Annotated in this window: 23 protein-coding genes; 22 read left to right on the top strand and 1 reads right to left on the bottom strand. The window is 68.0% G+C overall.

What is annotated here, in order from left to right; genetic code table 11:
• Positions 1 to 5: 5 nt before the first annotated feature.
• The 4 genes from hda (at position 6) to folK (ending at position 3,724) form a co-directional block, all read left to right on the top strand.
• Entirely contained in the window at positions 6 to 701 is a 696-nt protein-coding gene (hda, locus tag SMCB_RS08430) for a DnaA regulatory inactivator Hda (RefSeq protein ID WP_045536284.1), read from the top strand.
• A gap of 63 nt (positions 702 to 764) precedes the next feature.
• A complete protein-coding gene (locus SMCB_RS08425; protein ID WP_045536282.1) occupies positions 765 to 1,442 on the top strand; it encodes a histidinol-phosphatase in 678 nt (225 codons plus the stop codon).
• Entirely contained in the window at positions 1,439 to 3,121 is a 1,683-nt protein-coding gene (pcnB, locus tag SMCB_RS08420; RefSeq protein ID WP_045536280.1) for a polynucleotide adenylyltransferase PcnB, read from the top strand. The genes SMCB_RS08425 and pcnB overlap by 4 nt, the downstream gene beginning before the upstream one ends.
• Before the next feature lie 108 nt (positions 3,122 to 3,229).
• On the top strand, positions 3,230 to 3,724 hold the full coding sequence (gene folK / locus SMCB_RS08415) for a 2-amino-4-hydroxy-6-hydroxymethyldihydropteridine diphosphokinase (protein WP_045536278.1): 495 nt from the start codon (positions 3,230 to 3,232) through the stop codon (positions 3,722 to 3,724).
• An 85-nt stretch (positions 3,725 to 3,809) separates the two neighbouring features.
• Here the strand turns inward: folK and pdxH are convergent, their stop codons facing one another.
• Entirely contained in the window at positions 3,810 to 4,442 is a 633-nt protein-coding gene (gene pdxH / locus SMCB_RS08410; protein WP_045536276.1) for a pyridoxamine 5'-phosphate oxidase, read from the bottom strand.
• 74 nt (positions 4,443 to 4,516) lie between these two features.
• On the opposite strand from pdxH, the gene SMCB_RS08405 reads away from it, so the two are divergent.
• From SMCB_RS08405 to era, 18 genes are all read left to right on the top strand, one after another.
• Entirely contained in the window at positions 4,517 to 5,101 is a 585-nt protein-coding gene (locus SMCB_RS08405; protein ID WP_045536274.1) for a YceD family protein, read from the top strand.
• Positions 5,102 to 5,234: 133 nt separating this feature from the next.
• Positions 5,235 to 5,417: a 50S ribosomal protein L32 gene (gene rpmF, locus SMCB_RS08400; RefSeq protein WP_045536272.1), complete on the top strand. Its 183-nt coding sequence runs from the start codon at positions 5,235 to 5,237 to the stop codon at positions 5,415 to 5,417.
• A 160-nt stretch (positions 5,418 to 5,577) separates the two neighbouring features.
• The gene (gene plsX / locus SMCB_RS08395) at positions 5,578 to 6,624 is read left to right on the top strand and encodes a phosphate acyltransferase PlsX (protein ID WP_045537900.1); all 1,047 of its coding nucleotides are present in this window, start codon (positions 5,578 to 5,580) and stop codon (positions 6,622 to 6,624) included.
• Positions 6,625 to 6,668: 44 nt separating this feature from the next.
• Positions 6,669 to 7,688 (top strand): beta-ketoacyl-ACP synthase III, encoded by a 1,020-nt coding sequence (locus SMCB_RS08390; protein ID WP_045536270.1) that lies wholly within the window; start codon positions 6,669 to 6,671, stop codon positions 7,686 to 7,688.
• 115 nt (positions 7,689 to 7,803) lie between these two features.
• Positions 7,804 to 8,754 carry an ACP S-malonyltransferase gene (gene fabD, locus SMCB_RS08385; protein ID WP_045536268.1) on the top strand — a complete coding sequence of 317 codons (951 nt, stop codon included), beginning with the start codon at positions 7,804 to 7,806 and terminating at the stop codon, positions 8,752 to 8,754.
• Between the two features lie 79 nt (positions 8,755 to 8,833).
• A complete protein-coding gene (gene fabG / locus SMCB_RS08380) occupies positions 8,834 to 9,640 on the top strand; it encodes a 3-oxoacyl-ACP reductase FabG (protein ID WP_045536266.1) in 807 nt (268 codons plus the stop codon).
• Between the two features lie 138 nt (positions 9,641 to 9,778).
• A complete protein-coding gene (gene acpP / locus SMCB_RS08375) occupies positions 9,779 to 10,018 on the top strand; it encodes an acyl carrier protein (protein ID WP_045536264.1) in 240 nt (79 codons plus the stop codon).
• Positions 10,019 to 10,025: 7 nt separating this feature from the next.
• Positions 10,026 to 11,270 (top strand): beta-ketoacyl-ACP synthase II, encoded by a 1,245-nt coding sequence (fabF, locus tag SMCB_RS08370; protein ID WP_045536262.1) that lies wholly within the window; start codon positions 10,026 to 10,028, stop codon positions 11,268 to 11,270.
• 109 nt (positions 11,271 to 11,379) lie between these two features.
• Positions 11,380 to 11,856 carry a hypothetical protein gene (locus tag SMCB_RS08365; protein WP_045536260.1) on the top strand — a complete coding sequence of 159 codons (477 nt, stop codon included), beginning with the start codon at positions 11,380 to 11,382 and terminating at the stop codon, positions 11,854 to 11,856.
• Positions 11,857 to 11,961: 105 nt separating this feature from the next.
• Complete coding sequence (rpoE, locus tag SMCB_RS08360) at positions 11,962 to 12,594, top strand: RNA polymerase sigma factor RpoE (RefSeq protein ID WP_045536258.1); 633 nt, start codon at positions 11,962 to 11,964, stop codon at positions 12,592 to 12,594.
• Between the two features lie 33 nt (positions 12,595 to 12,627).
• Positions 12,628 to 13,524 carry a sigma-E factor negative regulatory protein gene (locus tag SMCB_RS08355; protein ID WP_045536256.1) on the top strand — a complete coding sequence of 299 codons (897 nt, stop codon included), beginning with the start codon at positions 12,628 to 12,630 and terminating at the stop codon, positions 13,522 to 13,524.
• Positions 13,525 to 13,610: 86 nt separating this feature from the next.
• Positions 13,611 to 14,591 carry a MucB/RseB C-terminal domain-containing protein gene (locus SMCB_RS08350; protein ID WP_171820297.1) on the top strand — a complete coding sequence of 327 codons (981 nt, stop codon included), beginning with the start codon at positions 13,611 to 13,613 and terminating at the stop codon, positions 14,589 to 14,591.
• Positions 14,592 to 14,857: 266 nt separating this feature from the next.
• Positions 14,858 to 16,267, top strand: coding sequence for a Do family serine endopeptidase (locus SMCB_RS08345; protein WP_045537898.1), 1,410 nt, complete (start codon positions 14,858 to 14,860; stop codon positions 16,265 to 16,267).
• Positions 16,268 to 16,351: 84 nt separating this feature from the next.
• Entirely contained in the window at positions 16,352 to 18,163 is a 1,812-nt protein-coding gene (gene lepA, locus SMCB_RS08340; protein ID WP_045536248.1) for a translation elongation factor 4, read from the top strand.
• Positions 18,164 to 18,177: 14 nt separating this feature from the next.
• Complete coding sequence (gene lepB, locus SMCB_RS08335) at positions 18,178 to 19,143, top strand: signal peptidase I (RefSeq protein ID WP_045536247.1); 966 nt, start codon at positions 18,178 to 18,180, stop codon at positions 19,141 to 19,143.
• Positions 19,144 to 19,200: 57 nt separating this feature from the next.
• Positions 19,201 to 19,545 carry a DUF4845 domain-containing protein gene (locus tag SMCB_RS08330; protein ID WP_045536245.1) on the top strand — a complete coding sequence of 115 codons (345 nt, stop codon included), beginning with the start codon at positions 19,201 to 19,203 and terminating at the stop codon, positions 19,543 to 19,545.
• The gene (gene rnc, locus SMCB_RS08325; RefSeq protein WP_082027318.1) at positions 19,545 to 20,282 is read left to right on the top strand and encodes a ribonuclease III; all 738 of its coding nucleotides are present in this window, start codon (positions 19,545 to 19,547) and stop codon (positions 20,280 to 20,282) included. Before SMCB_RS08330 ends, rnc begins: the two co-directional genes overlap by 1 nt.
• Positions 20,279 to 21,433 carry a GTPase Era gene (gene era / locus SMCB_RS08320; protein ID WP_231851186.1) on the top strand — a complete coding sequence of 385 codons (1,155 nt, stop codon included), beginning with the start codon at positions 20,279 to 20,281 and terminating at the stop codon, positions 21,431 to 21,433. The genes rnc and era overlap by 4 nt, the downstream gene beginning before the upstream one ends.
• Position 21,434 lies beyond the last annotated feature (1 nt).

Raw genomic sequence — 21,434 nt, 5'->3', positions numbered from 1 at the left:
CCACGATGCAGCAACTGGTGCTCGATTTGGGGCTGGCCGCGCCACCCGCGCTCGACAATTTCCTCACCGACCTCGACACCGAGCAGCCGGCCTTGGCGCACCTGCGTCAGCTGCTGGCGCAGCCGCAGCGCGCCACCGTGCCCACTTTTATTTGGGGCGCGCCCGGCACCGGCAAAACGCACCTGCTGCACGCGGTGCGGCTGGCGCTGCAGCAGCAGGGGTTGGCGGTGGGCTGGCTCGACGCCAGCTCCCAGGTGCTGCCCGATTTTGATGAGAGCTGGAGCGCCGTGCTGCTCGACGACTGCCAGCACTACGGCAGCGCGCAGCAGGCGCTGGCCTTCAACTGGTGCATCAACGCGCTCACGCCCGCCGACGGCCGCGCGCGCTGGGTGCTGGCCGCCGCCGACCGGCCGCCGGCTGACCTCGAGCTGCGCCCCGACCTGCGCACCCGGCTGGCGTGGGGCCATGTGTTCCAATTGCCGGTGTTGAGCGACGCCGAGCGCCGCCGCGTGCTGCGCCAAGCCGCCAGCGTGCGCGGGCTCTTGGTGCCCGACGAGCTGCTCGATTTCATGCTCAACCGCTTTGCGCGCGAGCTCGGAAGCCTGATGGCGCTGCTCGAGCGGCTCGACGGCTACGCCCTGCGCACCCAGCGGCCGCTGAGCATCCCCTTGCTCAAGGCCATGCTCGATGAGCACGCATGAGCGGCCCAACCCAGCCCCATATTCAAGCACCCATTCGCAAGCCCACCACCAACGCCCCCTCCCATGAAGCTGGCCCTATTTGACCTCGACCACACCTTGCTGCCACTGGACTCTGACCACGCCTGGGGCCAGTTCACCACCCGCATCGGCTGGACCGACGCCGAAACCTTCACGCGCCGCAACGACGAATTTTTTGCCCAGTACCAAGCCGGCGCGCTCGACATTCACGACTACGTGCGCTTCAGCACCGCCGCCGTGCGCGAGCGCGGTGCGCAGGCCGCCGCCGCCGCGCACCAACAATACATGCGCGAAGTGATCACGCCGCAGCTGCGGCCCGCCGCATTCGAGCTGATCGAGCGCCACCGCCGCGCCGGCGACGCGCTGCTCATCATCACCGCCACCAACGAGTTCGTCACGCGCCCGATCGCGCACGCGTTCGGCATCGACGAACTGCTGGCGGTCGAACTGGCGCGCGGCCCCGATGGCTGGTACAGTGGCGAGATCGCGGGCACGCCCTCGTTTCGCGAAGGCAAGGTGCAGCGCCTAGAGCAATGGCTGGCCGCGCGCGGCTTGGGCTGGGGCCAGGTGCACACCACGTTTTATTCCGACTCCCTCAACGACCTGCCCTTGCTCGAAAAAGCCGACGTGCCGGTGGCCACCAACCCTTCGGCTGGCTTGCGCGCGCTGGCGCAACAACGCGGCTGGCCTATTCTCGACCTATTTGATACCGCACCGGCATGATCACCTCTTTTATCAACCGCTTACTGGGCAAAACGCGCAAGGCCAGCGCCACCCCCTTTGGCAAGCGCGAAGACGTGCCGGTGGCGGTGCACGGCATCGACCCCTCGCTGGTCGATGGCCGCGCGCTCGATGTGCTGCACACCCTCAAGCGCGCCGGCCATGAGGCCTACATCGTGGGCGGGGCCGTGCGCGATTTGCTGCTGGGCTTGCGCCCCAAAGATTTCGACGTCGCCACCAGCGCCACGCCGGAGCAGGTCAAGTCCTTGTTTCGCCGCGCCTTCATCATCGGGCGCCGCTTTCGCATCGTGCACGTGGTGTTTGGGCGCGGGCGCGAGCACGAGGTGATCGAGGTCTCGACCCTGCGCGCCTACCTCGACAGCGCCGACGCCGAGCAGATCAGCGGCAACGAGCGCAGCCAGAAGGCGGCGCTGGTCGGGGTTGGGCACGCCGTCGATGCCAGCGGCCGGGTGCTGCGCGACAACGTCTGGGGCACGCTGGAGCAGGACGCGGCGCGGCGCGACTTCAGCGTCAACGCGCTCTATTACGACCCCGAGACCGAGGTGGTGGTGGATTTTCACCACGGCATCCGCGACGCCAAAAAGCGCGTGCTGCGCCTGATCGGCGACCCGGCCACGCGCTACCGCGAAGACCCGGTGCGCATCATCCGCGCCGTGCGCTTTGCCGCCAAGCTCAGCGGCCTGGGGTTTCACTTCGACAGCAAAACCCGCGCCCCTCTGCGCCCCAGCCTGCCGCTGCTGGCCGAGGTGCCGCCCAGCCGCTTGTTCGACGAAATGCTCAAATTGCTGCAAACCGGCCACGCCCTAGCCAGCCTCGAGCAGCTGCAGGCGCTCGGGCTGGGGCAGGGCATCTACCCCTTGCTCGACGTGGTGGTGGAGCGCGCCCACGACCCCTTTGTGCGCGCCGCGCTGCAAGACACGGATCGGCGCGTGGCCGAAGAAAAATCGGTGGTGCCAAGCTTTTTGCTGGCCTGCGTGCTGTGGAGCGATGTGCGCGAAGGCTGGGGGCGGCGCCAGCAGGCCGGCAGCAGCCCCTTCGCGGCGCTGCAAGAGGCGGTGGATGAGGCCTTCGATGCGCGCATCGGCGATGTGTCGGGGCGCGGCAAGCTGGCGGCCGATATGCGCGAAATCTGGCTCATGCAGCCGCGTTTCGACAAGCGCAGCGGCCAGGCCCCGTTTGCCCTGGTCGAGCAGCCGCGCTTTCGCGCCGGCTTTGATTTTTTGCGCCTGCGCGCCCAAGTGGGCGAGATCGACGAGGAGCTCTCGCACTGGTGGGAGACCTTCAGCTTGGCCAACGAAGCGGTGCGGCGCGACATGCTCGAGGCGCTGCGGCTCGAGCAGCAGCGCAACCGGGCGCCGGCCAAGGGCACGGGGCGCGCCAAAGCGCCCAGGGCGCCGCGCAGCACGGCAGACGAAACCCGGCCCGAGCTCGACCCCAATCAGCCCGAGCTGGGCGAGGCCGAGCACGGCGCGGCCGTGGGCAGCGAAGGCGGTGCAGCCGATGCCGCCCCCGCACGCAAACGCCGGCGCCGACGCAAACCTGCTGGGGGTGGTGCGGGTGCTGGTGCTGGTGCGGGTGGCGAAGGTGGCGGTGGTGGCGGTGGTGGCGGTGGTGGCGGTGGCGGTGGCGGAGCACGCGCCGCCGATTCCAGCGCGGACTGAAGCGCCGCTGCCGCCCAGCGCCTGCTCAGTCCCTGCTTGTTAGCCTCCGCTCAATCGTCGATCAACCTCCGCTCGGCAGCGCAGACCCTCCATGCCCGCCCACGCGCCATGATCAACACCATGCACACCACCGCCGCGCGCCCCCCGGTGTCGGCCTGGGTGGGCTTGGGTGCCAACCTGGGCGATGCCCGCGCCAGCGTGCTGGCCGCCATCGAGGCGCTGGGGCGCTTGCCGCGCACGCAGCTGCTGCGGGCCTCGAGCCTGTACCGCAGCGCGCCGTGGCAGGCCGAAGGGGCCGACTTCATCAACGCCGTGGCCGAATTGCACACGCACCTGAGCGCCCCCGACTTGCTGCAGGAGCTGCAAGCGCTCGAGCAGGCTGCCGGCCGCGCGCGCCCCTACCGCAACGCGCCGCGCACGCTCGACCTCGATCTGCTGGCATACGGCGCGGCGCGCATCGAGTCGGCACGGCTCACCCTGCCGCATCCGCGCTTGCACGAGCGCGCCTTCGTGTTGTGGCCGCTGGCCGAGATCGCGCCCGAGCGCGTCAGCGCCGCCGCGCTGGAGCGGGTGGCGGGGCAGCGCATCGAAAGGCTGGGGTAGGGCCTTTTGGCGCCAGTGAGGCGCAGCAAAGCGGCTTGGCGGCTATCCGGCTCTAGGCCAGCCGCGCGCTGGGCGGTCTGGCCCCTCAGGGATACAGGCGCTCGCGCACCCAGGCGGTGCCCTCGAGGCGGTAGCGCAGCCGGTCGTGCAGGCGGTTCGGGCGGCCCTGCCAGAACTCCCAGCGGTCTGGCCGCAGCCGGTAGCCGCCCCAGTGCGGCGGGCGCGGCGGTTGCAGCACAAACTGGGCCCCGACCTTGAGCGCTTGCGCCACCAACGCGGCGCGGCTGGAAAGCACGCGGCTTTGCGCGCTGGCCCAGGCGCCGATGCGGTGCTCCAGCGGCCGAGTCTGGAAGTAGGCGTCGCTCTCGGCCGCGCTGACGCGCTCCACCCGGCCCTCGATGCGCACCACGCGCTCGAGCTCGGTCCAGTGAAACTGCAGCGCCGCCCACGGGTTGCCGGCCAGTTCTAGTCCTTTGCGGCTGTCGTAGTTGGTGTACCACACCAAGCCAGCGGCGTCGTAGCCCTTGATCAGCACCACGCGCGTGCTCGGGCGCAAGTCGCTGCCCACGGTGGCCAGCGTCATGGCGTTGGGCTCGGGCAGTTCGCTGTTCAGGGCTTCCTCGAACCAGCGGCCAAACTGCTGCAGCGGGTCGGGGTGCGAGTCGTCCTCGCTCAGGGCGGCGCGTTCGTAGCTTTTGCGCAAGTCGGCGATGTTCATGGAGCGCAAGTATGGCACGGCAAACGGCCACTTAAAATCGGGCACTTGCGCAGCAGTCCCCAGCCTTCAGCCCCATGACTCAACCCGTTCCCCGGCCCCAAGCCCTCGATCTGCGCGCCCTGGCCGACAGCGCGCAGCCGCTGCAGGGCGAGCTGGCGCTGGCCGCTCTGCCGCGCTGGAGCGCCGACGCGCCGGTTTGGCCCAGCCCGCTGGTGCCGCTCATGTGGCAGGCGCTGGCCCAGTGGCGCACCAGCCCGGCGGCCGCGCCGGCTGCGGGGCGCAGCGCGCCGCGCCAGTTGTGGCTGCAGCTGCGCTGGAGCGCCCAGGTGCCGCTGCGCTGCCAGCGCTGCCTCGAGCCCTACCTAGAGCCGCTGCAAGACGAGCGCTGGTTTCGCTTCGTGGCCGACGAGGCCAGCGCCCTGGCTGAAGATGACGCCAGCGCCGAAGACCTGCTGGTCTGGCAGCCGCGTTTTGATTTGGTCGGGCTGATCGAGGACGAGCTGCTGCTGGCCCTGCCGCTGGTGCCCATGCACGCGGCCTGCCCCAGCGCGCTGCCGGGCTACGCCGATGCCACCGCCGCGCCAGCAGAAGAGCCGCCGCAGCCAAACCCATTTAAGGTGCTGGCGCAGCGCAAACCCAGCGCAGACTCGGCGTTATAATGCAGGGTTACGCACGCGGGTGACTAGGGTGACTGCAGGCAATGGCTGCAGCTGCCTAGGGTCGCAAACGCTGTGCATCGTCGCAAAATCGGGCGGGCTCCTAGGTCCACCCACTTTTTTCCAGGAGCCGATCATGGCCGTTCAGCAAAACAAAAAATCGCCTTCCAAGCGCGGTATGCACCGCTCGCACAACGCCCTGAATGTGCCGGGCATGGCGATCGAGCCCACCACGGGCGAGGTGCACCTGCGCCACCACGTCAGCCCCAACGGTTTTTACCGCGGCCGGCAGGTGCTCAAGAACAAGTCCGAGGCTTGATCCGGCTTGCGCCTGCCGGTGTCCTTGCGCGTTTCCCGGCGTACTCGCCTGCGCACTTGTCCGCGTCGGCCCACGCGCTCGAGCCAGTGCCTGAGCGCAGTCCAGCGCTGGGATTGGGCTGGGCTTTATCGGCATGCACGTGCCTAAGGGGCAGCCGATCGTGATCACGCTGGCGGTCGATTGCATGGGGGGCGACCACGGCCCCGCCACCACCTTGGCGGGGTGTGCGGCGTTTCTGGCGCGCCACCCCCAAGCCCGTTTGCTGCTGGTCGGCCAGCCGCAAGCCTTGGCGCAGCTGCCGGCGGCGCTCGACGCCAGCCGCTGCACCGTGGTGCCCGCCTCCGAGGTGGTGGCCATGGACGACCCGGTCGAGGTGGCGCTGCGGCGCAAGCGCGATTCCTCCATGCGCGTGGCCATCGAACAGGTCAAGAGCGGGGCGGCGCAGGTGGCGGTTTCGGCGGGCAACACCGGCGCCCTGATGGCGATTGCGCGCTACCTGCTCAAAACCCTCGACGGCATCGACCGCCCGGCGATCGCCTCGCAGATGCCCAACGCCAAAGGCACGGCCACCACCGTGCTCGACTTGGGCGCCAACGTGGATTGCAGCGCCGAACACCTGCTGCAATTTGCCCTCATGGGTTCGTCGCTGGTGGCGGCCAGCGGCAAGGCCTCGCCCACGGTGGGGCTGCTCAATATCGGCGAAGAAGTCATCAAGGGCAACGAGGTCATCAAGCAAGCCGGCGTGCTGCTGCGCCGTGCCGCCGAACACGGCGACCTCAATTTTTACGGCAACGTCGAAGGCAACGACCTGTTCAAGGGCACGGTCGATATCGTGGTCTGCGACGGTTTCGTGGGCAACGTGGTGCTCAAGGCCAGCGAGGGGCTGGCGAGCATGATCGGCGGTTTCGTGCGCGAAGAATTCTCGCGCAGCTGGTACAGCCAGCTGGCCGCTGCGCTGGCGTGGCCGGTGTTGTCCTCCTTCAAAGAACGGGTCGATCACCGGCGCTACAACGGCGCGGCCTTGCTGGGCCTGCGCGGGCTGGTGTTCAAAAGCCACGGCTCGGCCGACGCCATGGCGTTCGAGCAGGCCCTGCGGCGCGCCTACGAGGCCGCCGACAAACAACTGCTGCAGCGGGTGCAAGAGCGCATCGCTGCCGCCGCGCCGCTGGCGCCGCCTAGTCCTGCAAGTCTAGGCAGTCCGGCATAAGGCCCGGTTACGCCCACTGGCCCCCAAGCAACCTTGCACAGCCCATGATCCGCTACACCCGCATCACCGGCACCGGCAGCTACCTGCCGCCCAGGCGTTTGAGCAACGCCGATTTGGTGGCCGAACTGGCCGCGCGCGGCATCGAAACCAGCGACGAATGGATCGTCGAGCGCACCGGCATCCGGGCCCGGCATTTTGTCGATGAGGGCAGCGAGGCCAGCGATCTGGCGCTGCAAGCCTGTTTGCAGGCGCTGCAGGCGGCGGGCCGCCAGGTGGCGGATGTGGACCTGATCGTCGTCGCCACTTCCACGCCCGACATGGTGTTTCCGTCCACCGCCACGATCTTGCAGCGCAAGCTCAGCGAGCACGCGCAGGCCCAAGGCTTGGCGGGCGCCGCGGGCGGGGCGGCCTTTGATGTGCAGGCGGTGTGCAGCGGCTTCATCTACGCGCTCACGGTGGCCGACGCGCTCATCCGCACCGGCAGCGCCCGCTGCGCGCTGGTGGTGGGGGCCGAGGTGTTCTCGCGCCTGCTCGATTTCAACGACCGCGGCACCTGCGTGCTGTTTGGCGACGGCGCCGGGGCGGTGCTGCTCGAGGCCTGCACCCACGACGGCAGCGGGCCGGCGCTGCTGGCCAGCGATCTGCACGCCGACGGCCGCCACAGCGGCATTTTGTGCGTGCCCGGCAGCGTGGCCGGCGGCCAAGTGCGCGGCACGCCGCTGCTGCGCATGGACGGGCAGGCGGTGTTCAAGCTTGCTGTCGGGGTGCTGGAGGAGGCCGCCCGCGCCGTGCTGGCCAAGGCCGGGATCGAGGCCAGCGCGGTCGATTGGCTGATCCCGCACCAGGCCAACATCCGCATCATGCAGGGCACGGCGCGCAAGCTCAAGCTGGGCATGGACAAGGTGATTGTGACCGTGCACGAGCACGGCAACACCTCGGCCGCCTCGATCCCGCTGGCGCTGGATGACGGGGTGCGCTCGGGCCGGGTGCGCCCGGGGCAGTTGCTGCTGCTCGAAGGGGTGGGCGGTGGCTTCACCTGGGGCGCGGTGTTGTTGCGCCTGTAGGGGCCATGGCTTGCCCACCAATGCCCGACGGATTTCGCCCCCCATCGACGGCTCACCCACAGCCCCCATTCCAGACCCATTGACAGCCCAACTGGGCCCGCAAGGAGCGCTAGATATGTCTGATTTTGCTTTCGTTTTCCCCGGCCAAGGCTCGCAGTCGGTGGGCATGCTCGACGCTTGGGGGGCGCACCCGGTGCTGGCCGATACCCTGCAAGAGGCCAGCGCGGCCTTGGGCGAGGACGTGGGGCAACTCATCCAGCACGGCCCCAAAGAGGCGCTGGCCCTGACCACCAACACCCAGCCGGTGATGCTGGTGGCCGGCGTGGCGGCGTGGCGCATCTGGCGCGCCGAGGGTGGCGCGGCGCCGGTGGCGCTCGCCGGCCATTCGCTGGGCGAGTATGCGGCGCTGGTGGCCGCCGGGGTGCTCACGCTGGCCCAGGCGGCGCCGCTGGTGCGGCTGCGCGCTCAAGCCATGCAAGACGCGGTGCCGGTGGGCGCCGGCGCCATGGCCGCCATCTTGGGCTTGGGCGCCGAACAGGTGCGCGCCGGCTGCGAGCAGGCCCAAGCCAGCTTTGGCCAAGGCAGCGCCGAGGTGGTGCAGGCGGTCAACTTCAACGACCCGGCGCAAACCGTGATTGCCGGCAGCAAGGCGGCGGTGGAGCGCGCCTGCGAGTTGCTCAAGACCAGCGGCGCCAAGCGCGCGCTGCCCTTGCCGGTGTCGGCCCCGTTCCATTCCAGCCTGATGCGCCCGGCGGCCGAGCGCCTGCGCGTGGCGCTGGAGCAGACGGCGTTTTTGCCGCCGCAAATCCCGGTGCTCAACAACATCGACGTGGCCTGCGAGACCGCCCCCGAGCGCATCCGCGACGCCCTGTACCGCCAGGCTTTTGGGCCGGTGCGCTGGGTCGAGTGCGTGCAGGCGCTCAAGGCGCGCGGCGTGCGCACGGTGGTCGAATGCGGCCCCGGCAAGGTGCTGGCCGGGCTGGTCAAGCGCATCGACCCCGAACTGGCCAGCGCCGCACTCTACGACCCGGCTACACTGGCGGCGTTGCGCGCCCAATTGGGCTAAATAGTTTGAAGGGCCAAGCGGGCATGACGGCGCGCCCGAGCCCAGCGCGCGCACCCACACCCATGCAGCGACACAACCCATGAGCGAAACCACCAACAGCCCCCCCTCCGCCTCCGTGCCAGCGGCCGCGCCGAGCACCGCCAACAGCCACAGCAGCGCCCAAGTCGCCCTCGTCACCGGGGCCACGCGCGGCATCGGCGCGGCGATTGCGCTCGAGTTGGCGCGGCGCGGTTACCGCGTCATCGGCAGCGCCACCAGCGACGACGGCGCCGCCAAAATCAGCCAAACGCTGGCGGCGCACCCCGGTTGCCGCGGCGTGCGGCTCGACGTCAACGACGCCGCCGCCGCCGAGGCCCTGATCGATGCCATCGTCAAAGAACACGGTGCCCTGCACGTGCTGGTCAACAACGCCGGCATCACGCGCGACACGCTCGCCATGCGCCTCAAGGACGAAGACTGGGACGCGGTGCTCGACACCAACCTCAAGGCGGTGTTTCGCCTGTGCCGCGCCGTCATCCGCCCGATGATGAAGCAGCGCTGGGGCCGCATCGTCAACATCACCAGCGTGGTCGGGGCCAGCGGCAACGCCGGGCAGGCCAACTACGCCGCGTCCAAGGCCGGTGTTGCGGGCCTGACGCGCGCGCTGGCGCGTGAGCTCGGCGGCCGCCAGATCACGGTCAACTGCGTGGCGCCGGGCTTCATTGAAACCGACATGACCGCCGCCCTGAGCGAGGCGCAGCAGCAGGCGCTGCTGGGCCAGATTCCGCTCGGGCACTTGGGCAAACCGGCCGACGTGGCGCAGGCCGTGGCCTTCTTGGCCAGTGCACAGGCGGGCTACATCACCGGGCAGGAGCTGCACGTCAACGGCGGCATGCTGATGCCCTGATTTGGCCCCGCTGCCCACTTGCGCTAACATCGGCCCCCTAGACCCAGCGCATTGCGTGGCCGCACCCCGTTGTTTAGCACCCTAAACCGCCCCGGCTAGAATGCCGGTCTTGCATTTCAACCACCCACAGAGGGAACTATGAGCGACATCGAAGCACGTGTGAAGAAAATCATCGCCGAACAACTCGGCGTAGAAGAGTCCCAGGTCACCAACGAAAAAGCCTTCGTGGCCGATCTGGGTGCCGACTCGCTCGACACCGTGGAACTGGTCATGGCCCTGGAAGACGAGTTCGGGATCGAGATCCCGGACGAAGACGCCGAAAAAATCACCACCGTTCAGCACGCCGTCGATTACGCGCTGGCGCATCAGAAAGGCTGAGTTGCCTATGAGCCGCCGTCGCGTCGTCGTGACCGGTCTGGGCTGCATCAGCCCCGTGGGCAACACGGTGCCCGAGGCGTGGGCCAGCGTGCTCGCAGGCCGCTCCGGCATCGGCCCCATCACCAAGTTCGATGCCTCTGCCTTTGCCTGCCAAATTGCAGGCGAAGTGCGCGGCTTCGACCTCGAAGCCTACATCGGTGCCAAAGAAGCGCGCACCATGGACACCTTCATCCACTACGGCATCGCCGCCGCCGCGCAGGCCGTGGCCGACGCCGGCTTGCCCACCGGGGAAGAGCTGGATGAGGAGCAAGCCTGCCGCATTGGCTGCGTGATCGGTTCGGGCATCGGCGGACTGCCGCTGATCGAGCAGACCCACGCCGACCTGATGCAGCGCGGGCCGCGCCGCATTTCGCCCTTTTTCGTCCCGGCCTCGATCATCAACATGATCTCGGGCCATGTGTCGATGCGCTTTGGCTTCAAGGGCCCCAACCTCGCGGTGGTCACGGCCTGCACCACCGGCTTGCACTGCATCGGTGAGGCGGCGCGCAAGATCGAATACGGCGACGCCGACGTGGTGGTGGCCGGCGGCTCCGAGGCCACCGTGTCGCCGCTGGGCATCGGCGGCTTTGCGGCCATGCGCGCGCTCTCGACCCGCAACGACGACCCCACCGCCGCCTCGCGCCCTTGGGACCGCGGGCGCGACGGCTTCGTGCTGGGCGAAGGCGCCGGCGTGCTGGTGCTCGAAGCCTACGAGCACGCCCGCGCCCGTGGGGCCAAAATCTACGCCGAAGTGGCGGGTTACGGCATGAGCGCCGACGCCGGCCACATGACCGCCCCCAACATGGACGGCCCGCGCCGCGCCATGCTGTCGGCGCTGCGCAACGCCGGCCTCAACCCCGACCAGGTGGACTACCTCAACGCCCACGGCACCTCCACGCCGCTGGGCGACATCAACGAGAGCAACGCCATCAAGGCGGCTCTGGGCGATCATGCGCGCCAGGTGCTGATCAGCTCCACCAAGTCCATGACCGGGCACCTGCTCGGCGGCGCCGGCGGCATCGAGAGCGTGTTCACGGTGCTGGCGCTGCACCACCAGGTGGCCCCCCCGACCATCAACCTGCACGAGCCCGACCCCGAGTGCGACCTCGATTACTGCGCCCACACGGCGCGCGAGCGCAAGATCGACGTGGCCCTGAAGAACAACTTCGGCTTCGGCGGCACCAACGGTTCGCTGGTGTTCAAGCGCATCTGATGGGCTTTCGTTCGTGCTTGGCCTGATGCGGCGTCGTCTGGTGTAGGCGGCGGCATCCCCATTTGCCGCCGATTCATCGACCACCGCGTCCTTCATAAGCACCCCCGCCATGCAAGGCCCGCCAGCGGTCTCTTACCCCGCCGGGGCGCCCAAGGCCGAATACGCGGCGCTGGCTGGGCTGGCGCTGGCGTGGGCTGCGGGTTTGTTGCTTTGGCTGACGCTGGCCCCCGCGCACGTGGCGCCACCGGCCTGGTGGGTCAGCTTGGCTGTGGGTGTCGCGCTGCTGGCTTGGTGCCTGTGGCGCTTGCGCCAGCCGGTGCAAGGCGAGCTGGTGTGGGAGCCCGTGCCGCCCGGTGCGCGTAACCGCAGCCCCGGTGCGCGCGGACAGTGGCGCTGGTTTAGCCCCGCGTGGCGGCGTGGCCTCGAGCTGACCGAGTTGCGCTGCGTGCTCGATCTGCAGGGCCTGCTGCTGTTGCATTGGCACAGCGCCAGCGGCCTGCGCGGCTGGGTCTGGCTCGAGCGCAGCCAAAACCCGGGGCAATGGCAGGCACTTCGCGCCGCTGTGCACCATCAGCGCCAACCCTGAGAGGCCGAGTGCTGCACAAACTTACAAATGCGCCAGCGCTTGCGCGCACCTTGGGGCCAAACCAGAGCAGCGATCGGGTATATTGACTCGCCCTCACCGATCACCATGACCGAACTCGAATCCCTCCCCGTTAACGCCGATTTGTTGCTGGTGCAGCGCACGCTGGCCGGGGATCAACGCGCCTACGGTTTGCTGGTGGTCAAATACCAGCGCCGCGTCGAGCGCCTGATCGGGCGCATGGTGCGCGACTCCGACTTGGTGCAGGACATCGCGCAAGAGACCTTTATCCGTGCCTACCGGGCGCTGGGCCAGTTTCGCGGCGAGGCCCAGTTTTACACCTGGCTGTATCGGATCGCGGTCAACACCGCCAAAAAACAGCTCATGGAGCTCAAGCGCGACCCGGTGGTGCTGATGAGTTCGCTGATGCGCAACGAAGACGATGAAACTTCCGCACCAGAACTCGAACTAAATGGGCAAGTAGCCGATGCCGAAACGCCCGAGTCGTTGCTGGCGAGCAAAGAAATCGCCCAAGCCGTGAACGACGCGATGGAGGCGCTGCCCAAAGAATTGGGGCAGGCCATTGCCCTGCGCGAGATCGAAGGCCTCAGCTACGAGGAAATTGCGCAAGCGCTGGACTGCCCCATCGGCACGGTGCGCTCGCGCATTTTCCGCGCCCGCGAAGCCATTTCGGCGCGCATCAAGCCCATGCTGGAACGCCAGTCGGGCAAGCGCTGGTGAAGCGGCCAACCCTGAATGTGAAAGCGCAGTACCATGCAGACCATGCCCCGCTCCAACGCCCACAAGGCCGAGCACCCCGCCCAAGCCGACGCGCTCAACCCAGCTGGCCCGACGGGCTCTGGCGCCGCAAACGCGGCGGCGCCAGATGCCGACCCAGCAACCGCGCGCGAATGGTTGTCGGCCTTGGTGGACGGCGAGTGCCCGCCCGAGCGCGTGGCCCGGGCCCTCGCCACGCCGGGGCGCCAGCGGCCCGTACTGGGCGCTGAGCGCGGTTCTGATCTCGATACCGCTCTTGATGCCGAGCTCGATGCCGCTCTCGACGCCGACCTGTGTGCCGACTGGTCGCTGCACCACTGGATCGGCGAGGCGCTGCGCGGTGAGCCGGCGCACCCGCCCGCCAGCCCAGACTTTGCCAATGCCGTGTTGGCGCGCCTAGCCGCCGAGCCGGCCCCCGCCTGGAACCCGATTGCGGCGGCGCCCCAGCAGCCCGCAGCACACGTGCAACCCGAAACGAGCCCGCAGCCCCAAGCGCCCATCCAGCCCGAGCAACCCCGCGCGCAGCAACCCGCTGTGCCGCTGCCTACCGCCCAGCACGCCGCCAACGACGCCGTGTTTCGCTGGAAAATGGTGTCCGGATTGGCCTCGGTGGCGGCGGTGGCTGCCCTGTCGTGGTCGTTGCTGCCCGGTGCCGCCACCCCAGACGCCGGCCAGCAATGGGCGCAATCCCCGGCCCCGTTGGTGGCCGCCGCGCCCGATGCGGCCGCGCAGCCCGCTGACTTGCAGACCGTGGCCACGGCCCACGGTTTGGTCTGGCGCGACCCGCAGTTCGAGGCCCTGATGGCGGCGCACCGCCACCACGGCAGCCTCAACGCCTTGCACGTGCCGGTGGGCTTCATGCGCAACGCCACCTACGATCGGCCCGCTAATTGATGAATACGCAACGCGCTTCGGACTCAAGGGCAACAGGGTTTGCACGTCGGACCGTTGCTTTGTGGCTGGCTCTGGGTGCATCTGCGGTGTACGCGCAGAGCGCGGCGCCCACAGCGGCTGCACCCCAAGCCAACGCCCCCGCCAGCAGTGCCAGTCCGGGCAACGCCGCGCAGCAGCAGTCGGTTCTGCACTGGCTCGAGCGCCTGCACATGGCCACGCGCAACCGCTCGTACACGGGCACCTTTGTGTTTTCCAACGGCACCGAAATCGCCTCTTCCAAAATCTGGCACGTGTGCGATGGGCGCCAGCAGCTGGAGCGCATCGAGGCCTTGACTGGTGCGCCGCGCATCACCATGCGGCGCAACGACGAAGTGGCGATTTTTTTCCCGGTCCAAAAGCTGGTGCACAAAGACCGGCGCGACGCCCTGCGCCAGTTCCCCGATTGGCTGCGCCCGACCAACCCGCGCATCGACTCGTTTTACAGCGTGCGCGTGGTCGGCAGCGAGCGCGTAGCGGGGCTGGAGGCCACGGTGGTGGACTTTGTCGCCGCCGACGGGCTGCGCTTTGGCTACCGCGTCTGGTCTGAGCAGCGCACCGGCTTGATGCTCAAAATGCAAACCCGCAGCCCCCAAGGGCGCGTGCTGGAGCAGGTGGCGTTTACCGAGCTGCAGCTCGATGCCCCTGTGCGCCTTGAGCTGTTGGCGCGCCAGTTTGAGCAGACCAACGGCTACCGCATCGTGCATTCGGTGCAACGCCCCAGCACGGCACTCGATCAGCGCTGGCGCATGCGCCACGATGTGCCCGGTTTTCAACCCATGGTATTCAATCTGCGACAGGATCCGAACGCCGCCCCGATTGCCCAGTGGGTTTTTTCGGACGGCTTGGCGTCGGTGTCGCTGTTCATTGAAACCTTCAACCCGCAGCGGCACACGCGCGAGTCGGTGCAGGCTGAAGGCGCCACCCATTCGTTGACGCGCCGTGTGGGCGATCATTGGGTGACTGCGATGGGCGAGGTGCCGCCCGAGACGCTGTTGTTGCACATCCAAGCGCTCGAGCGGCTGCGCTGAGGCTTGAATATCCGCTGTGGCACCCCCATTCTTAGGCGCTGCACCGCGATTTGCCGCATCTGGGGCAAAATGAACCAGCCCTGACCGACGGAGTACCCCCTACCATGAAGATCCTTACCCAAAGCACCCGGCGTTACTTGGCAGCCAGCGCGGCTGCACTCGGTTTGGTGGCCGTGTTGTGGCTGGCGCAGTCACAGACGGTGGAGGCGCAGCCTGGCACGCCCGTTGCCTCCGGCACCTCAAGCGGCCCGCTGCCCTTGGGTGCCATGGCGCAGGCCGTGCCCGCACGCAGCGCAGCTACCGTGGTCCCAGCCAGTGCCCCCCCGGTGGAGGTGCGCGGCCTGCCCGATTTCACGGTGCTGGTCGATCTGGTCGGGCCGGCGGTGGTCAACATCCGCACCGTGGAGCGCGTGCGCCGCGGCGGCTCGCCCGAAGACCAAATGCAGGAGTTCTTTCGCCGCTTTGGCATCCCGCTGCCCCCCGGCATGTCACCGCGCGGCCCCCAAGGCCCGCAAGACGGGCCCGAGATCGAGCGCCCGCGTGGCGTCGGTTCGGGCTTCATCCTCACGCCCGACGGCTTCATCCTCACCAACGCGCACGTGGTCGAGGGCGCCAGCGAGGTCGTGGTGACGCTCAACGACGAGCGCGAATTCACCGCCCGCGTGGTCGGGTCCGACCGGCGCACCGACGTGGCGGTGGTCAAAATCGAGGCCACCCGGCTGCCCACGGTGCGCATCGGCGACGTGACGCGGCTGCGCGTGGGCGAGTGGGTCATGGCCATCGGTTCGCCCTTTGGGCTTGAAAACACCGTCACCGCCGGCATTGTCAGCGCCAAGCAGCGCGAAACAGGCGAGTTCCTGCCCTTCATCCAGACCGACGTGGCCATCAACCCCGGCAACTCGGGCGGCCCCCTGATCAACATGCGTGGCGAGGTGGTGGGCATCAACAGCATGATCTACAGCCGCTCGGGCGGCTTTCAGGGCATCTCCTTTGCCATTCCGATCGACGAAGCGATGGTGGTTGCCGACCAGCTGCGCGCCACCGGCCGCGTCACGCGCGGGCGCATCGGCGTAGCGATCGCCGCCGTGGACCGCGAGACGGCCGAAGCGCTGCGCCTGCAGCGCGCCACCGGGGCCTTGATCCGGGGCGTGGAAAACAACTCGCCGGCGGCTCGCGGTGGTATCGAGCCCGGCGACGTGATTTTGAGTTTCGATGGCAAAGCGGTAGAACGCTCGACCGACCTGCCGCGCATCGTGGCCGGCACCGCGCCCGGCTCCCGGGTGCCGGTGCGGGTGTGGCGCCAAGGGGCCGAGCGCACCCTGACCGTGACCGTGGCGGCCTTTGAGGACGAACGCACCGCCCGCGCCGGCGAGCGCGACGCCGAGCCACCTACAGCCACCCCGGCGGCGCAGCGCCTGGGCCTGAACTTGCGCGAGGCCACGGCGGCCGAGCGGCGCAGCCTGCGCATCGACGGCGGGGTCTGGGTGGCGGCGGCCAGCGGCGCGGCGGCTCGGGCCGGCCTGCAAGCCGAGGACGTGATTTTGGCCGTTGGCAACCGCCCGGTGGCCAGCGTGCGCGAGTTCGAGGCCGCTGCCGCTGCCGTGCCCCAGAACCGCCCCGTGCACGTGCTGGTGCGCCGCGGCGACTGGACCCAATACGCCATCATCCGCCCGTAACGTAAAATGGCGGGTTGACCTGCCCCTTTTGCAGCAGGCCTCGGGCGCGCCAGCCAGTGCGCGCCCGTTTTGTTTGCCCCTTTCATGAAGCACATCCGCAATTTTTCCATCATCGCCCACATCGACCACGGCAAAAGCACGTTGGCCGACCGCTTGATCGCCCGCTGCGGCGGCTTGAGCGACCGCGAAATGAGCGCGCAGGTGCTGGATTCGATGGACTTGGAAAAAGAGCGCGGCATCACCATCAAGGCGCAGACGGCGGCGCTGCAATACACCGCGCGCGACGGCCAAACCTACAACCTGAACCTGATCGACACCCCCGGGCACGTCGATTTCTCTTACGAAGTCAGCCGCTCGCTCAGCGCCTGCGAGGGCGCGCTGCTGGTGGTCGATGCCAGCCAAGGGGTGGAGGCGCAAACGGTGGCCAACTGCTACACCGCGCTCGAGCTGGGCGTGGAGGTGCTGCCGGTGCTCAACAAAATGGACCTGCCGCAGGCCGACCCGGACGCGGCGCGGCAAGAGATCGAGGAGGTGATCGGCATCGACGCCACCGAGGCCATCCCCTGCTCGGCCAAAACCGGCATGGGCATCGACGAGATTCTGGAGCTGGTGGTGGCCAAGGTGCCGCCGCCGCGCGGCCAGCCCGAGGCGGCCTTGCGCGCCATGATCATCGACTCGTGGTTCGACAACTACGTCGGCGTGGTGATGCTGGTGCGGGTGGTCGATGGCCGCCTGAACCGCGGCGACCGCATCAAGCTCATGGCCACGGGCGCAGTCTATAGCAGCGAGAAGCTGGGCGTGTTCACCCCCGCCAACCAGCCGCGCCAGGCGTTGTGTGCCGGCGAGGTGGGTTACGTGATCGCCGGCATCCGCGAGCTCAAGGCGGCCAAGGTGGGCGACACGCTCACCGCCATCAAGAGCAGCAGCGGCGCCAACCTGCAACTGGCCACCGAGCCGCTGCCGGGCTTCAAAGAGGTGCAGCCGCAGGTTTTTGCCGGCCTGTACCCGAGCGAAGCCAGCGAATACGAGGAGCTGCGCGACGCGCTCGAAAAGTTGCAGCTCAACGACGCCGCGCTGCACTACGAGCCCGAAGTCTCGCAGGCGCTGGGTTTTGGTTTCCGCTGCGGTTTTCTGGGCCTGCTGCACATGGAAATCGTGCAAGAGCGGCTCGAGCGCGAATTCGACCAAGACCTGATCACCACCGCGCCCAGCGTGGTCTATCAGGTGCTGCGCGGCGATGGCGAGCTGCTGGAGATCGAAAACCCGGCCAAGATGCCCGAAGTCGGGCGCATCCAGGAAATCCGCGAGCCCATCGTCACCGTGCACCTGTACATGCCGCAAGAGTACGTGGGCGCGGTCATGACGCTGGCGAACCAGAAGCGCGGCGTGCAGCTCAACATGGCTTACCACGGCAAGCAGGTCATGCTCACCTACGAGCTGCCGCTGGGCGAGATTGTGCTCGACTTCTTTGACAAGCTCAAATCGGTCAGCCGCGGCTACGCCAGCATGGACTACGAGTTCAAAGAGTACCGCGCCTCTGACGTGGTCAAGGTGGACATCATGCTCAACGGCGACAAGGTCGATGCGCTGTCGATCATCGTGCACCGCAGCCAGTCGCAGTTTCGCGCGCGCGCGGTGGTGGCCAAGATGCGCGAGATCATCAGCCGCCAGCAGTTCGACGTCGCCATTCAGGCGGCCATCGGGGCCAACATCATCGCCCGCGAAACGGTCAAGGCGCTGCGCAAAAACGTGATCGCCAAATGCTACGGCGGCGACATCTCGCGCAAGCGCAAGCTGCTCGAAAAACAAAAAGCGGGCAAAAAACGCATGAAACAGATCGGTTCGGTCGAGGTGCCGCAAGAGGCGTTTCTGGCCATTTTGCAGGTGGACGAATGAGCCGGGAATCGAGCATGGCCGCCCTCACCGGGGTGGTGCTGGCGGCCTTTGGTGGCTACGGGCTGGCCTGGTACCTGGGGCTGGTGCAGGGCAATTTTTCGCTGCTGCTGCTGCTGGCCACGGCGGTGACCGGGGTTTATTGGGTGGCCGAGCGCTGGCATTTTTTGCCCCAGCGCCGCGCCGCCGCGCAGCGCTTCGAGGCCGAACACCAGCGCCGCATGGCCGAGTTTGAGCGGCTGGGAATCAAGGGCGATAACGTCGATGTGGAGGCGGCGCGGCACAAACTCCTGTTGCAGCCGTGGTGGCTGGATTGGACCGCCGGGCTGTTTCCGGTGATTTTGATCGTCTTTTTGCTGCGCTCGTTTTTGTTTGAGCCGTTCAAAATCCCCTCGGGCTCGATGCTGCCCACGCTGCACGTGGGCGACCTGATCTTGGTCAACAAATTCCACTATGGCGTGCGCCTGCCGGTGATCCACACCAAAATCCTGCCCAACAACCCCCCCGCGCGCGGCGACGTGATGGTGTTTCGCTTCCCGCCGCAGCCCAACCTAGACTACATCAAGCGCGTGGTGGCCGTGCCCGGCGACGAAGTGGCCTTCCTCGACAAGCGCTTGTCGATCAACGGCGTCGAGGTGCCGCGCGAGGCGCTGCCGCAGTTCTACGACCCAGAATCGATGCGCTACTCGCAGCAGTACGCCGAGACCCTGGGCGAGCGCCGCTTTCGCACCCTCAACGACGCCGACCGCCCGGCCTTCATCCCCGCTGTGGGCGATTTCCCGCACCGCGAGCTGTGCCGCTACACCATCGAAGGCGTGACCTGCACCGTGCCAGCCGGGTACTTTTTTGTGCTCGGCGACAACCGCGACAACTCGCTCGATTCGCGCTTCTGGGGCTTTGTGCCCGAGGCCAATATCGTGGGCAAAGCCTTTTTCGTTTGGATGAATTTTGGCGATTTGAGCCGCATCGGGGGCTTTGAGTGAACCCGGCGCGCGGCGATTGATTAAGATGCACCTTTTGCATGGCAACGGAGTCGGCTCATGAAGCGTCATCAGCGTGGGGTTAGTTTTCTGGGTATTGTCTTGATCGGTGTGGTGGTGGCGGCGCTGGGGGTTCTGGCCGCGCGGGTGGTGCCCACGGTGATCGAATACCAGTCGATTCAGCGCGCCGTGCAGCAAGCCGCGCTTGCCGGGCAAACTCCGGCGGAGGTGCGAACGGCCTTTGAGCGCACGCGCACGGTGGGCTATTTCGACGCCGTCACGGGCGCCGATCTGGTCATCACGCGCGCCAACGACCGCCTGCTGGTGGAGTTCGCCTACGACGAAGAAATCCCCCTGTTTGGGCCAGCTTACCTGGTGCTCAAATACCGGGGAAGCAGCCACTGATGCCCGCCAGCGACACGGGCACGGCGGCCCCAGCGCCCCCAGCTGCCCAAGCTGCCCCGGCGGCGCTGCTGGCGCTGCAAGAGCGCATCGGGCACCGCTTCACCCACCCCGCCTTGCTGCTGCGCGCCCTCACGCACCGCAGCTTTTCCGCCGAACACAACGAGCGCCTCGAGCTGCTGGGCGACTCGGTGCTCAGCTTGGCCGTCACCACCTTGCTCTACCAACACCTGGACAGCCACAACGAGGGCGAGCTCTCGCGCACCCGCGCCAACCTGGTCAAGCAAGACACGCTGCACCGGCTGGCGCTGGCGCTGGGCTTGCCCGAGCTGCTGCGCCTGGGCGAGGGCGAGGCGCGCTCTGGTGGCCGCCAGCGGGCCTCGATTTTGGCCGATGCGCTCGAGGCGCTGCTGGGTGCTGTGTACCTCGACGCCGGCTTTGCCGCTGCCGAGGCGCTGGTCCGCCGCTTGTATGCGGGCATCGACCTGCGTCCGGGCCAAGGCGCGCACGGCAAAGACGCCAAAACCGCCCTGCAAGAGTGGTTGCAGGGGCGCAAAATGCAGCTGCCGCTCTACACCGTGGCGGCGACGCGCGGCCAAGCGCACCTGCAGACCTTCGAGGTGCAGTGCCAGATCAACGAGACCGGCCAGAGCGCGCGCGGCCAGGGCAGCTCGCGCCGCGCCGCCGAGCAGGCCGCTGCCGCGCAGCTGCTGCAACAACTCCAAAACACCAGGCCATGAAACCCAGCAAGCCCCCAGCCTCCACGCCAGATTCAGCCCCAGCCACCGCTGCCGAGTCCCAGAGCGCCGCAGAACTCGAGGCCATGTTGGCGCAGGCTTTGGGCAAGCTGCCCAAGGCCGCAGCGGCCCCAGACCCGGCTGCCGCTCTTGCCAATCAGCCGCTGGTTCCGGGCGGTGTGGCTGCGGAGGGTGTGGCTGGCGCTGCGGCAGAGGGATTGGCAGACGCAGCGGCAGACGCCATCGCACCGGGTGCCAGCGCGGGTGTGGAGGCGCCGCGCCGCTGCGGGCTGGTGGCCATCGTCGGGCGGCCCAATGTGGGCAAATCGACGCTGCTCAACGCGCTGGTCGGGCAAAAAGTGAGCATCACATCAGCCAAAGCGCAGACCACGCGCCACCGCATCACCGGCGTGCTCACGCAAGGGGCGAGCCAGTTTGTGTTCGTTGACACGCCAGGCTTCCAGACCCGGCACAGCAACGCGCTCAACCGCAGCCTCAATAAAACCGTGCTCGGTACCGTGGCCGACGTCGATCTGATCGTGTTCGTGCTCGAGGCCGGGCGCTTTGGGCCCGCCGATGCGCAGGTGCTGGCGCTGCTGCCGCCGCAGGTGCCCACGCTGCTGCTGGCCAACAAGCTCGATGCCGTGGCCAACCGCGCCGACTTGGCGCCGTGGCTGTTGCAGATGCAGCAGCGCCACCCCTTTGCCGAATACGTGCCGATGTCGGCCAAGAGCACGCGCGACGTGCAGCGCCTGCTGGCGATCGTAGAAAAATACCTGCCGCAGCAAGACTGGCTGCACGAAGCCGACGCCCTGACCGACCGCAGCGAGCGCTTCATGGCGGCCGAAATGGTGCGCGAAAAGCTCTTTAGGCTCACCGGTGACGAACTGCCCTACACCAGCACGGTGCTGATCGACCAGTTCGAGCAAGAGGGCACGCTGCGCCGCATCGCCGCCACCATCGTGGTCGAGCGCGAGGGGCACAAGGGCATGGTGATCGGCGAGGGCGGCGAAAAGCTCAAGCGCATCGGCAGCGAAGCGCGCCAAGAGCTGGAAAAACTCTGGGACTGCAAGGTGTTTTTGCAGCTGTGGGTCAAGGTGCGTTCGGGCTGGGCCGACAACGAGGCCCGCGTGCGCTCCTTCGGCTACGAGTGAG

Origin of the sequence: Serpentinimonas maccroryi (genome assembly GCF_000828915.1) — a bacterium.
Classification (GTDB): domain Bacteria; phylum Pseudomonadota; class Gammaproteobacteria; order Burkholderiales; family Burkholderiaceae_C; genus Serpentinimonas; species Serpentinimonas maccroryi.
This window is presented reverse-complemented; position numbering and strand designations above follow the sequence as displayed.